We start from the raw sequence: 14,070 nt of genomic DNA, 5'->3' as shown, positions 1-14,070 counted from the left end.
CCCTATTGAGTAGCATAAAGGGATATTTCATTAATGAAATATCCCTTTAATTTTATTTTAATATTTTTTTATAGGCCTCCATGGTTTTTTTTGCGGTAGTTTCCCATGTCAGAGAGTTAGACTTTTCAAATCCCTTTTCAATGAGTAAGTTTTTAAGATTATCATTTGATATTACAGAAAGAATATTTTCAGCTAAAATATCTATGTCCTGAGGTGGACATAAAAGCGCACTATCACCTAGAATTTCTGGTATTGATGTTGCGTTAGAGGCAATAACGGGAGTTCCACAAGCCATGGCCTCTATAGGAGGAAGTCCGAAACCTTCATAGAAGGACGGATAAACTAAAAGTTCAGCTCCGCTATAAAGGTAAGGCATGTGCTCCATTGAAATAAAACCAGGAAATAAAACTTTGTTTGAGATATGAAGCTTTTCAGACAATGATTTATATATATCATAGGACTTTCCTTTAGTACCAGCAATAACGAGAACCATATCATTAGAAAGCTTCCTTTCAATTTTACTAAAAGCCTCAATTAAACCGCTAATATTTTTCCTAGGACTGAAGCCTCCAACATATAAAATATAATTATTTGGAATAGAATAGTATTTTTTTAATATGTTATTACATATATGTTTACTTGTAGGCTTATAAATTGGTTCACTTGCAAGATAGGTAACATGAATTTTTTCTTTAGGAAAATTAAAATCCTTTGAAATGTCTTCGCGAGAGAATTCGGATACAGTTATTATTCCATCACATCTGTCAATGATAGATCTCATGTGAGTGTTAAATAGATTCAAATAGTTCTCACCAACTGTTTCAGGCATGTGAATGGGAATTGTATCATGAAGAGTTATTACAAATGGTAGATTGTGATTAATTGGAAGCCCTATACCATTTTGGGGAGTATGATAAATATCTACCATGTTTGGTGTTAATTCCGCGGGGATTTTCACATTATCCCAAAAATTCTTTGATTGTATAGTTGGGAGTGGTTTGAAGTTGAAATTTGATTTGAATTTTATGTCTAGAGGCGTATTGTCACTAAAGAGCATAAATCTGTTGTCGTAATCAAGGGTATTAAGTGCATTTATTAACTGATAGGTATAAGTGCCAATTCCGGTGCCACGATACCATTTGGCAGCTCTAATGTCGATGCCGATATTCATATCAATTCTCCTTAATAAGGCTATATACTTTATACTATTCAATCACTTCAAATATGTTATGGACTATTCTAAATTATAAGCAGTACACATATAAATTATAGAGGGGGTGCGGAATATGATGAGAGAATTTGAAATTGAGCGTCAGTTTGATATTAAAATTGAGAGCATTAAGCCTAATAAAGGCGTATATCAATTAAAGACAAACAAAGGCGTTAGATGTTTAAAGAAGATAAGCTATGGAACCCAAAAGCTTCTCTTTGTATATGGAGCAAAGGAACATCTTTATAATAATGGATTCAAAAATATAGATAGATATTATCTTAATACAGAAGGAAAAGCCTATGCTCTAGTTAATGAAGATATTTATACACTTTCTGAATGGATAGAAGGAAGAGAGTGTGATTTTTATAATGATGAGGATTTAATATTAGCTACAAAGGCCCTAGCGAATTTTCATATAGCATCAAAAGGTTATGAGCCATCCGAAAATAGTAAGTTAAAATCTGATTTAGGTAGATGGCCACATCTTATGGAGAAAAGGATAAAATCCTTCGATAAGATGAAAGAAATGGTAAGAAAGAAAAAAAATCATAAAGGTGAATTTGATTTAAGTTATATAAAATCTGTTGATTATTATAAAACTTTAGGCAAAAAAGCTTTGGAAATTCTTGGGGATTCAAATTATTACAATCTTTGTAAGGATACTGAGGAAGAAAAGAGTTTTTGTCATCATGATTTTACTTATCACAATATTATTTTGGGCGAAGATAATAGTGTAAGTGTAATTGATTTTGATTATTGTAAGCGAGAATTAAGAACTTTTGATTTAGCAAATTTCATGATTAAAGTACTTAAAAGGAGAGAGTGGGATTTTGATATAGCAAAGGCTATTATAGATAATTACAACGAAGTTTCTCCTTTGAGGGAGGATGAATATAAGGTTTTATATGCATTTTTAATTTTCCCACAAAGATATTGGAGAATCTGTAATAGATATTACTACAATGAAGTTAACTGGGTTCAGAATACCTTTAACAAAAAGATGGAAGAGCTTATAGCAGAGCAAGATAAATTTGAAGTATTTATGAAATCATTTAAAGAGTATTTTGAGATTAATTAATGAGATATTTGTATAGCAAAGACGCTATTTTATTAAAATTTTAAACAAAGACCATGAAGTTATATATTTCATGGTCTTTATTTTTTCACCATTAGCACCTTATGTACATATTATATATTACGACATAGGTAGCGTTAAAGCTAAAGGAGAGAAATATGGAAATAGGAGATAAGGTAGTAAGAAGATCTTATGGGAAAGATATAATTTTTACAATTATAGATATCTACGATGAGGATGGAAAAAGAAAATATTTATTAAAGGGATTAAATATTAGAATTGAAGCAGATAGTGATGAAGATGATTTAGAATTGAGTAATAATGGTGAGAAAGACAAGGTTTTTAATAAAAAGGTTAATACTACTTTAAAAAAGGTTTTGCTAGCTAGAAATGGAAATGCTGCGACGTTTAGATATCCTGAAATTGATATTGAAAGAAGGGATAAGAAAAATTCCTCTTTAAAAAAAAATGAATTGTTCTTTGGAAGACCAGGAAAAATACTTCATATAGACGGGGATCCTGTTTATTTGGAGATATGTTTAAAAACCTATAAGCAGTTAAATATAGATGCAGTTGGAAGGGTTATTGCTGAAAAAGAACAGCCATCAAAAATATTAGATTTAGTTAAGGAGGTGAATCCAGATATTGTTGTAATTACAGGACATGATGGAATGATGAAGAATGCATCAGATTATATGGATCTTAATAACTATAGAAATTCAAAGTATTTTGTGGAGTGTGTTTCACTTTTAAGGAGTTATAAATCTAATTATGATGATTTAGTTATCTTTGCAGGGGCATGTCAGTCAAATTATGAGGCATTATTAGATGCAGGTGCAAATTTTGCATCCTCACCAAACAGGGTACTTATTCACTGTTTAGATCCTGTATTTATATGTGAGAAGGTTGCTTATACCAATATTAATGAGATAGTGAATATTGAGGACGCTATTGAAAATACAATAACTGGAATTAAAGGTGTTGGTGGACTTCAAACAAGAGGAAAATATAGAGAAGGATATCCCAAATCTCAATATTATAATAACAGTATAATGGTTTAGTTTTTTTTATTGAATTATTTTAATTAACAGCAGTGTCGATTTATTGAATAATTTATCGATACTGCTGTTAATTGTAGTTAAATGTAGGCTTGTTTGCGAATATTCTAAATAATTACTACACATACTATTGTCAAGTTGATTTCAGTTCATTTTTGAGCGTTATAAAGGGAAAATGTGCAGTAATTAAAAAAATACGTTAAAAATTAACGGATTTTTAACATTGACAAGGTACATATATATGTTGTAAAATATTTGGTTCGCTTGACTAAAAAACCAAAATTTGTTACAATAATAATAGAAGCCTTTACGAAAATTAAGAAAGAGGGTGTCTACTGTGAAAATGGGAAATGTATTGACCACGATTAAAAAAGATATCGAAGGTCATGTTGGCGAGAAAGTGACATTAAAGGCAAATGGCGGAAGACGAAAGATTGTAGTAAATAAAGGAGTTCTAGAAAAGACATACGATAGTATATTCATTATAAGACTAGACAGTAATTGTCAGCGTACTGTTAGCTATAGTTATAGTGATGTACTTACAAAGACAGTTCAACTAGTATTTGCAGGATAACATATTGAGACATTCTATTAAGAATGTCTCTTTTTTATTTGGGAGCTTCTAAATAGGTTATTTCTCCAATATCTATATATTAAATAATAATTATTCCAAAATCATAAAAATTTTTTTAGTTCAATGGCATAAGTAGTTATATTTCGGAACAATCCCATATATACATTATTAGTAGGTATTTTAGGAGGGAAAGTTTATGGATTTAGATCTGATAAAAGACTATATAGAGTATGAACAATCAATAGCTCAAAATGACGCAAAGATCTTTGTAAAAGAAGAGTATGTTATACCAGATACTCTTCCAGATGTAGAAAGCATACTAATGTTAGATGTTAAACCTATGATTACTAATAAAGAAGTTGGAACTGATAAGGTTAATTTAGAAGGTCAGTTGCAATATACGATTCTTTATATGGCAAAAGACAGTGGTGCTACAGAAGCACATTCAGTTACTTACAATGGTAATATGGCAGAGTCAATTAATATGGTTGGGGCTCAAGCTAATATGTATTGTGATGTAGAATTGAATATTGAACATATGGACTGTGTTATTATTAATGAAAGAAAGATATCAATTCAAGGATTTATGGTATGTAGATGTAATGGATACAATATAAATTCTTTTGAAATTGTTAAAGATGTTCATGAAGGTAAGGATATTCAATTCTTGAAGAAGCCAATGACTGTTGATAAGGTTATGGAACCAATAGAAGCAGAATTAGTTGGTAAAGCTGAAATGAAGATTGACATGGAGAAAAATGAGTGCTTAAAGGTTGTTAAGTACAATGTATTGATTGGTAAAAAAGATGTTAGAATACATGATGGAGGCCTAAAAATAGAGGCTATGGCAACTGTTTCTATATTATATAAAGGCAAGAATGGAAGAGAGTTATTCTGTATTTCAGATAATGTGCCATTGTATAAGGAAGTAACAGTAGATGAATTAAAACCAAATATGGAGTACTTTACTGATTTCTGCTTGAATTCTTTTGAATATGATGTTAGACAAGATGATATGGGAGAAAGCAGAATTATAGATGTAGAATTTATAGTAAAAGCTACTACTAACGTTATGTATAAAGAAGAAGTTGAAGTAATTCAAGATGGATATTCTCCAACTAAGCATCTTGATATGGAGACTAAGGAAAATAATATTAATGTTATCCAGGGTCATGGGTATAATGAGTGTATAGTTAAAGGTGATATTGAAACTAAAAATGATGATTTAAAACCAGTTAAGGTTATAATGACAACAGGAGCTGTAACAATCAGTGATAAGTATGTTAAGAATGATAAGGTTGAAGTTGAGGGTGTATTAAAAGTATGTGTAATTTATGCATCTGAAGACGATGAACATTATCTTGTTAACATGGAGGATGAGATACCATTTAGTGCTAAAGTTGATATAGCAGGTACCAATCCAAATATGCAGGCTGTAGCTAGTGTTGCATTAGAATCCATCGAAGGCAGCTTAGAAGGCGGTAATATTAACATTAGAGCTGTTGTGAGAGTTCACTGCAAGGTATTCTATACAATCAAAAATAAATTTGTTGTTAGTATGTCTGTTAATGATGGTGAAGTTCCAAAGAAAAAGGCAAGTATTATTATTTATGTAGTTCAGCCTGAAGATACTCTTTGGGGAATTGCTAAAAAATACTTAACTACAATAGAAGAAATTATTGGATTAAATGATTTATATGACGATGAGGATATTAAACCATCTCAAAAGTTAATAATTCCAGGAAGAGCAATAGTATAGCTGTTAGTGCCATGGGGGTTAAGAAATTGACTTCTATGGCATTTTTATTTTGTGCATTCACGCTTGACGTTTCTATATAAAAAGCTTATTCTCTTTGTTAGTGAGGTGTTTGAATTATGAAAGTTAAGGCCTATGGAAAAATTAATATTGCTTTAGATGTAATCGGAAAGCGAGATGACGGCTATCATCTTTTAAAAATGATTATGCAGACGGTAAATATTTATGATGAACTTGAATTAAAAAAAAGTGCGAAGGGAATAAAGATAACTAGCAATAAATCCTTTGTACCTACTGACAATAGAAATCTAGTATATAAGGCTATAGAGTTATTTTGTAACACGTATAGTGTTGAAAAGGCAATTTCAGTTCATATTGAGAAAAACATACCTGTAGAGGCTGGTATGGCAGGGGGAAGCACTGATGCTGCAGCGGCACTAAGGGCCATGAGAGATTTATATAAGCCTGAAATAAGTGATAAAGAGTTAATGGAGCTTGGAGTTAAAATTGGGGCTGATGTACCTTATTGTATAAAAGGTGGAACAGCCTTGTGTGAGGGAATTGGGGAAGTTATTACTGAGCTTAAACCGTTTAAGGATAAGCTGTTAGTAGTAGTTAAGCCTAACTTTGGAGTTTCAACTATTGCTACCTATAAAGGATTTAAACTTAGCGAAGTTAAACAGCATCCAAAGGTTGATGAGTTGATTGAAGCCATGAATAGGGATGATTTAAAATATGTAGCTGATAATATGATGAATTTGTTAGAGTTAGTTACATTAAAAGAACATGAGGAGATTTCAAGAATAAAAGAATTTATGTGTGCAGAAGGAGCTTTAGGCTCAATGATGAGTGGAAGCGGGCCGACAGTGTTTGGCTTTTTTGATAGTGAGGAAAAAGCAAATAAATGTGCTGAAATGTTAAAAGATAAATATAAAGAGGTCTTTGTAACTTCAACAATATAGTGGTTATAAAGTAAGTAAAGGGTATCGTGAATTTAAATTCTCGATACCCTTCTTATTTGTATATTATTTTTATTTAAAGCTCAAACTAAAGTGAAGTATATTATGAAATTTAAGGAGACGTGAACTGTGATAGAAACATTTATAGAACGAATAGATATGTACTTGGTTTTGTTAGTTTTAGCTTCGGCTTACATGCTCATTGTTTCGGACTCGAGATATTTTAAGAGAGAGAATAAGCAGAGGGCTAGAAATCAAAGTATAGCTATTGGAGTTGTTATGGCAATTATTACTGTTGGATTATATATTGTTAGGCAGACATGGTTATAACATAGAAGAGAAGGGAGTTTAGGCTATGAAGGAAAAGGTACGCACTAATATTTCTAAAAGTACAAAAGAGAATATGGCTTATGTCAGAGACCTCTTTAAGGATACCAGTGATATGGTTTTTAGAGAGTTTAATTGCGGGAACATTCTTTGTGCTTTAGTGTACATTGATGGAATGGCAGATAAAATTTTATTAGATGATTACGTTGTAGAGCCATTGATGGAGATGGCGGGTGAGGTAACAGATCCGGTAGAGCTAAAATCAAGAGTTATTTCTGTATCGGATATGAGAGAAGTAAAAACAATGACTGATGGCTTAGCAGCAGCATTGTCAGGAGAAACTCTTTTATTCATTGATGGATATCCTGGCGCTATAATTATTGCCACAAGAAGCTGGCCCAACAGGGGAGTTTCGGAGCCTTCATCAGAAACTGTTATAAGGGGACCTAGGGAAGGGTTTACTGAAACTATTAGATTTAACACTGCACTGCTTAGAAGAAGAATTAGGGATGTAGGGCTAAAAGTAGAAGCATCTCAATGTGGTGTAAGGTCTAAAACAGACATAGCCTTAGTGTATATAGATGACATTGTAAACATAGAAGTTTTAAAAGAATTAAGAAGGAGATTGAAAAGAATTGATATAGATGCCATTTTAGACAGCGGATACATAGAGCAGTTTATTGAGGATAATGAAAATACCCCATTTCCGCAGGTCCAAAGCACTGAAAGACCAGATGTGGTTTCGGCAGCTTTATATGAAGGCAGAATTGGAATTATAGTGGATGGTTCACCTTTTGTACTTATAGTGCCTGCTGTATTAGTTGATTTCTTCCAAGCACCAGATGATTATTATTCTAGCTGGATAACTGGAACCTTTGTAAGATTTCTGAGATTAATAGGGATTATGACATCTCTTATTATGCCTGCTCTATATGTGGCAGTGACATCCTTCCACGCAGACTTAATTCCTACAAAGCTGGCATATACTATTGCTGCATCAAGGGAGGGTGTTCCATTTCCGGCTTATGTAGAAGTATTTTTAATGGAAGCTGCATTAGCGTTTTTGATTCAAGCCATAATAAAGCTTCCAAAGGCTATAAGCTCAACTATTGGTATTGTTGGTGGTTTAATTATTGGTCAGTCAGCTGTAAGTGCAGGGTTAGTTAGTCCGATAATGATCATTATATTAGGGACAACGGCAATAACTACTTTCTTGATTCCTAACTATGAAGTAACGGCTGCATTTACATACTTTAGAATTATGATTATTATTTTATCTGCGGTTTTGGGTTTGTATGGAATAATGCTTGGGGTAATATTCCTAGTAATTCATTTAACCAGGATTAAGAGTTTTGGTATTCCATACTTAGCACCTGCAGTAGACTTGGTATGGAGTGATATGAAAGATTTATTTGTGAGACTACCTTTAAATAGATTTATAAAAAGACCAGAGTTTTTGAAGCCTCGCAATACTATAAGACAAAAAGAAGATACTAATTAAGGAGGATGAACTATGGAGAAAAAAGGATTTATTGAAGAATTTGCTCTGTTTGTAAGTCTTTCAGTTTCGATGATAGGTGTTGGAATATTTTACGCACCTTCTATTGTTGCAAAATATGTGGGGCCAAGTGGCTGGATTTCAGCATTGATTACTGGTGTGGAAATTTTAATAATTTTATATTTAATATATAAAGTTATTAGTTTGAATAAATTTAAAGACTTAACATTTATCTTGACCAGCAATTATGGAAGGCTTATTGGGAAAATAGTAGCAGTTGCATATTCAATATTAACTTTAATAGTATTAGCACTATCCCTTAGGACTTTTTCAGAAGTAATATCGATGTATTTATTAAAAAATACGCCGACGGAAGTTATAATAGCAACATTTATATTCATTGGTATGTATCTAAGCAGAGGTGGTCTTGCTAATGTGGTTCATTTTAATGAAATAGTATTTTGGATAATGTTTGTACCAATAGGAATAATGCTTCTATTAACTCTTCCAGCAGCAGATTTTAGTAATTTGCTTCCGATAGGAGGGTATCCCGTAAAAGATTATTTTTTATCTAGCTTTGAAATATTATTTTTGTTTAATGGATTTTCTATGGCATTCATATTAATGCCTTATGTAAAGAAAAGAAAAAAGATTAAATCTATAATCTTTAAAAGCAGTATTTTCGTTACAATATTTTATATTATTATTTTAATTTTGGTTTCAGCAACCTTATCGTCTGTACAAACAGCGGATAGCATTTTTCCTACAATAACAATGCTGCAGTCTATCAGCTCAAGCAGTGGAATTTTAGAGAAGTGGGATAGCTTGATAATGGCTTTATGGGTTATATTTTATTTTACCTCTTTTGCAAATATATACTATTTTTCATCTATTATTTTAAAAGATGTATTCAATATTGAGGATGTTAGAATCTCATCAATGATATATGTACCTATTGTATATCTTGCAGCTATGATACCTGAAAATATAATTGATGTGAGAAATTTAAGGTTTAATTATCTTAGAATTGGATTTATAGGGGTACTTTTAATAATCATAGGCTTAACTTTAGCTGTAAGTTTATTTGGAGTTAGAAGGAGGAGTGTTAGTGAAAAATAAAGTTTTGAATTTAATTTTAGTATTATCATTAGCACTGTTACTTACAGGATGCTGGGATAGAATTGAGATTGATAGGAGAGCTTTCGTTTCAACCATAGGAATAGATGTTGGAAGTGACGTAGATAAAAAGGAATCCCTATCGGAAGATGTAGATATTAATAATTATAAAGATATGAATATGGTTAAAATAACTTATGGCTTCCCAGATTTACGTCATATGGATACACAAAAGGGAACAACAGAAGGACTTTCATTAACTGTAGATGGATATTCACCAACAGATGCATATTTTAAAGCTGCGAGTATGAGTAGCAGAAGTCTTCATTTTGGACATAGCAAGCTTCTTCTTTTGAGCAATAAGGTTTTTGACTATCCAGAATTAGAAAAGGAGATTTTAGATTATATTGAGAGAGAACCTAATTTAAATAGGTCTATAATCATGGCTATAGTTAAAGGAAATACAGAGGATTATATAAAGGTTAAGCCAATGATGGAGGACGGTATAGATAGTTATATAACAAATCTTCTTGGAAACAGCAGAATTACGGGTACTATATCTCCTATAACATTAACTAAGTACATTGATATGGTTAAGTCTAAGTCTATAAGCATGCTTCCTGTATTTGATTTAAAAAGTGAGGACGAAATTGAGTTAGAAGGCGTCGCTGTTATAGAAAACAATAAAATAAAAGCTTACTTAAATAATAATGAAATAGAAAATGTACAAATTCTTAGAAGTGATATTGGTTCAAGTAAAAAGGTTGTTACCAGCGGAGGTCATCCCATAGATTATTATATAGAGACTGTGGATTCTAATTTAGATATAAAATACATAGATAATAAACTACATTTAAAATACTCTATTTTTACAGAGGGGGATTTAGCAGGATATTATACTGATGCTAAGGAAATCGAAGCTAAAGATATTAAAATTCTTGAAGAAGAATTAAATACACAGATGGAGAAGGAACTGCTAGAGGTAGCTTACAGAACAAAGAATGATTTAAAACTAGATGTGTTAGAAATTGAAGATAAGGTGAAAAAATATCATTATAAACTTTGGGAAAGCATTAAGGATAATTGGTCAGAGGAATTTCAAAAAGCAGAGATTTCTATAGTAGTTAAAAATCAAATTAGAACTGTAGGAATTATAAATTAAAGATCAAATAAATTTAAAAGTTATGTATATAACTTGTCCAAGTGGCAATAATTTGAGTATAGATGAAAGTGTTGGGGGAGGAAAAAACATGAAGAAAAATATACCTGGAATTATTGTCACTTTACTTTTAATGATAATTACTATTGGATTTATAAATATAAATACGGTAAAAGCTCAAAGCAAGGATATGGATAATCAAGTGGATGGGCAAGAAGATATAACGGTTGAGGAAATCGCTGAAAAACTAATTAGATTTCATGTTATAGCAAATAGTGATGGAAAAGCGGATCAAGAGCTTAAATTAAAGGTTCGTGATGAAGTTTTAAAATATATACAGCCAATACTTAAAGAAAGTACAAGTATTGAAGAATCAAGAATAATATTAACTGAGAAGAATGAGGAGATTTTAAAGATTGCAGAGAGAGTTATTGAAGAAAACGGATATGATTATAAAGTTCAATCAACTTTATCTAAAGAGTATTTTCCAGTTAAAACTTATGGAAATATAACTTTGCCACAAGGCCAATATGAAGCTTATAGAATTATTATAGGAAGTGGAGAAGGTCAGAATTGGTGGTGTGTAATGTTTCCGCCTATATGCTTTGTTGATATAACTAAGGGCGAAGTTGCTTATGAAGAAACTGAAAAAGAGATGAAAAGCGTATTAAATGAAGATGAGTTTAATATGGTTGATAATACAAGTAAGGAGAATAATAAAAAAACTAGTAAAAATGATAATAAAACTGATAAGAATGATAACAAAAGTGTAAAGGTAGTAGATAATACTGAAGATAAAAATGTAGTAGTAAAGTTTAAGGTAGCTGAAATGTTTAAAGGACTTATGAAGTAGTAAAATAAAATAATAATACAATAAAATGATGAAGAAACTCTGCCTCACATGCGGTTGGTGGAGTAATCAGCTTAGTAAGTACGAGGTGCTAAATCAAAGATTTAAACTCTCACTTAAGTTCTGATAATCAAATCAAAGATTTGGAGGATCATTTATTGAATATGATAGTGAACATGGATAAAATAAAGAGTATAATTATTTGTGTTCACTATTTATTTTATCTATGAATAAGGTGTACAGAGGATAAATATTTTTAGGAGTGATATTAATGAAAAAGAAAATAGCAATATTGTTTGGCGGTCAATCAACAGAACATGAGGTTTCTAGAGTGTCTGCTACTTCTGTTTTAAAAAATATAGATAATGACAAGTATGTTGTATATCCAATAGGAATAACTAAAGATGGACAATGGTTTCAGTATAAGGGTAATGTAGATAATATAGGCAGTGGGAAATGGGAAAGTGATTCTGAAAATAAAATTGAAGGTGGAATCAATCTATTACTTAATAAAGAAGTTGATGTAGTATTCCCAGTTCTTCATGGAATGTATGGTGAAGATGGTACAATGCAGGGGTTCTGCAAACTTATGAATCTTCCATGTGTAGGGCCATCAGTAATGAGCTCTGCAGTTTGTATGGATAAGGTTTATACAAAGTATTTATTAGAGCATGAGGGAATAAAACAAGCTGATTATGTAGTTGTAAATGCTTTTGATTACAGTAAAGATACAAAACAATTTACAGATGCAATTGAAAGTAAATTAGGGTACCCATGCTTTGTAAAACCTGCTAACAGTGGTTCATCTGTTGGTATAACTAAGGCACATAACCTATCAGAATTGAAAAATGGCTTGGAAGAAGCTCTAAAACATGACAGAAAAGTACTTGTTGAGGTTGGTCTTAATGCAAGAGAAATAGAGGTAGCTGTTCTTGGAAATGATGATCCAAAGGCTTCTATTGCTGGAGAAATTATTCCGGCTAAAGAGTTCTATGATTATGAGGCAAAATACCAAAATGCATCTTCAAAGCTACTAATACCAGCAGCTTTAAATGATGAAGAAATGAAGCATATTAGAGAGCAAGCAGTTAAAATTTATAAAAAACTTGACTGTGCTGGAATGTCTAGAGTAGATTTCCTTGTTGATAAGGAAACTGGAGAGGTATATTTAAATGAGGTTAATACACTTCCTGGATTCACAAGTATAAGTATGTATCCTAAGATGTGGGAAGCATCAGGTCTTCCATATAATGAGCTTATTAATGAGTTAATCGAATTAGCAATAGAAAGAGGTTAATATGCTAGTGCTGCATTTATTTTTAAGAAAAAAGTAGATATGTTTGTATTAAACCATTACTTTCAAGTTGATTATAAGAGCAGATAATAGTAGAATGAGACTGTACCAATGAAGAATTCTTATGTTAGTTTTATAGCATATGGTACACCATATTATAAAAAGGTTAGGTGAAATATTATGACAAGAGCATTAGCAATGGTTTCAGGTGGATTAGACAGTATTCTTGCAGCAAAATTAATTAAAGATCAAGGAATTGATGTAATAGGGATTTGTTTTAGATCTCATTTCTTTAATGAAGAAAATGCGAAAAAGATGGTAAAGCAAATTGATATTCCTTTAAAAGTAGTGGATTTTAGTCCAGCTCATTTTGAGATGGTTAAAAACCCAAAGAATGGATATGGTAAGAATATGAATCCATGTATAGACTGTCATGCTATGATGATGAGATACTGTGGACAGTTATTAGAGGAACTAGAAGCAGATTTTATAATAACAGGTGAAGTTTTAAACCAAAGACCGATGTCACAAAACAGAATGGCTTTAGATAGAGTTAAGAAGGAAAGTGGAATTGAATCAAAGATTTTAAGACCACTTTGTGCAAAGATGCTTGCTCCAACAGAGATGGAGGAAAATGGGCTAGTTGATAGAGAGAAGCTTATGAACATTCAAGGAAGATCTAGAAAGGTTCAAATGGAACTTGCAGAGCAGTGGGGAATTAAAGAATATCCATCTCCAGCAGGGGGCTGCAAACTTACTGAACCAAACTATTCAGTAAGACTTAAAGAACTTTTATCTTTCAATAAAGATCCAGAAGAGAGAGAATTAGGCTTATTAAGAGTTGGACGTCACTTTAGAGTAACGCCTAATGCTAAGGTTATTTCAACAAGAACTCAAGATGAAGTAGCACTACTTAAGAAGTATTTAGGTAAAGATGATACTATATTATTAGTTAAAGATTTTAATGGTTCTATGGTTGTTATCATAGGCGAAGCTACAGAAGAAGTAATAAGTTTTGCTGCTAAAGTGGCAATAAGATATAGTAAAGGAAAAGATGAACCAAAGGTTACTGTAAAATATGCTAAATTCGGTGAACAGAATCATGGAACTATCGATGAGGTTTGTGCAACTGATGCAGAGTTAGATGCCCATATAATCCAATAAGAGTATTTACTGGGAAGTGAGGGGTGG

Annotated in this window: 13 protein-coding genes; 12 read left to right on the top strand and 1 reads right to left on the bottom strand. The window is 31.7% G+C overall.

Annotated elements, in window-relative coordinates:
* Positions 1-52 precede the first annotated feature (52 nt).
* Positions 53-1,171 carry a glycosyltransferase family 4 protein gene (locus tag BN1075_RS09100; RefSeq protein WP_040192791.1) on the bottom strand — a complete coding sequence of 373 codons (1,119 nt, stop codon included), beginning with the start codon at positions 1,169-1,171 and terminating at the stop codon, positions 53-55.
* A 115-nt stretch (positions 1,172-1,286) separates the two neighbouring features.
* Between BN1075_RS09100 and BN1075_RS09095 the strand changes: the two genes are divergently transcribed.
* From BN1075_RS09095 to BN1075_RS09040, 12 genes are all read left to right on the top strand, one after another.
* Positions 1,287-2,291: a CotS family spore coat protein gene (locus tag BN1075_RS09095; RefSeq protein ID WP_040192790.1), complete on the top strand. Its 1,005-nt coding sequence runs from the start codon at positions 1,287-1,289 to the stop codon at positions 2,289-2,291.
* 155 nt (positions 2,292-2,446) lie between these two features.
* The gene (yabG, locus tag BN1075_RS09090; protein ID WP_040192789.1) at positions 2,447-3,349 is read left to right on the top strand and encodes a sporulation peptidase YabG; all 903 of its coding nucleotides are present in this window, start codon (positions 2,447-2,449) and stop codon (positions 3,347-3,349) included.
* A gap of 340 nt (positions 3,350-3,689) precedes the next feature.
* Positions 3,690-3,920 (top strand): Veg family protein, encoded by a 231-nt coding sequence (locus BN1075_RS09085; protein ID WP_081911545.1) that lies wholly within the window; start codon positions 3,690-3,692, stop codon positions 3,918-3,920.
* A 196-nt stretch (positions 3,921-4,116) separates the two neighbouring features.
* A complete protein-coding gene (locus BN1075_RS09080; protein ID WP_040192787.1) occupies positions 4,117-5,679 on the top strand; it encodes a DUF3794 and LysM peptidoglycan-binding domain-containing protein in 1,563 nt (520 codons plus the stop codon).
* Positions 5,680-5,795: 116 nt separating this feature from the next.
* Positions 5,796-6,638, top strand: a complete 843-nt coding sequence (ispE, locus tag BN1075_RS09075; RefSeq protein WP_040192786.1) for a 4-(cytidine 5'-diphospho)-2-C-methyl-D-erythritol kinase — start codon at positions 5,796-5,798, stop codon at positions 6,636-6,638.
* 156 nt (positions 6,639-6,794) lie between these two features.
* Positions 6,795-6,965 carry a CLC_0170 family protein gene (locus BN1075_RS09070; RefSeq protein WP_156132778.1) on the top strand — a complete coding sequence of 57 codons (171 nt, stop codon included), beginning with the start codon at positions 6,795-6,797 and terminating at the stop codon, positions 6,963-6,965.
* 25 nt (positions 6,966-6,990) lie between these two features.
* Positions 6,991-8,463, top strand: a complete 1,473-nt coding sequence (locus BN1075_RS09065; protein ID WP_040192784.1) for a spore germination protein — start codon at positions 6,991-6,993, stop codon at positions 8,461-8,463.
* 12 nt (positions 8,464-8,475) lie between these two features.
* A complete protein-coding gene (locus BN1075_RS09060; protein ID WP_040192783.1) occupies positions 8,476-9,579 on the top strand; it encodes a GerAB/ArcD/ProY family transporter in 1,104 nt (367 codons plus the stop codon).
* Positions 9,569-10,738, top strand: a complete 1,170-nt coding sequence (locus BN1075_RS09055; RefSeq protein ID WP_040192782.1) for a Ger(x)C family spore germination protein — start codon at positions 9,569-9,571, stop codon at positions 10,736-10,738. The genes BN1075_RS09060 and BN1075_RS09055 overlap by 11 nt, the downstream gene beginning before the upstream one ends.
* An 88-nt stretch (positions 10,739-10,826) precedes the next feature.
* Positions 10,827-11,588 (top strand): stage II sporulation protein R, encoded by a 762-nt coding sequence (spoIIR, locus tag BN1075_RS09050; protein WP_040192781.1) that lies wholly within the window; start codon positions 10,827-10,829, stop codon positions 11,586-11,588.
* Between the two features lie 268 nt (positions 11,589-11,856).
* Complete coding sequence (locus tag BN1075_RS09045) at positions 11,857-12,882, top strand: D-alanine--D-alanine ligase family protein (RefSeq protein ID WP_040192780.1); 1,026 nt, start codon at positions 11,857-11,859, stop codon at positions 12,880-12,882.
* A gap of 177 nt (positions 12,883-13,059) precedes the next feature.
* Positions 13,060-14,043 carry a DUF814 domain-containing protein gene (locus tag BN1075_RS09040; protein WP_040192779.1) on the top strand — a complete coding sequence of 328 codons (984 nt, stop codon included), beginning with the start codon at positions 13,060-13,062 and terminating at the stop codon, positions 14,041-14,043.
* Positions 14,044-14,070 lie beyond the last annotated feature (27 nt).

It is taken from the genome of Clostridium culturomicium (genome assembly GCF_000821305.1).
GTDB lineage: Bacteria > Bacillota > Clostridia > Clostridiales > Clostridiaceae > Clostridium_J > Clostridium_J culturomicium.
The sequence above is the reverse complement of the archived record's forward strand: the minus strand, read 5'-3'. Positions and strand labels throughout refer to the sequence as shown.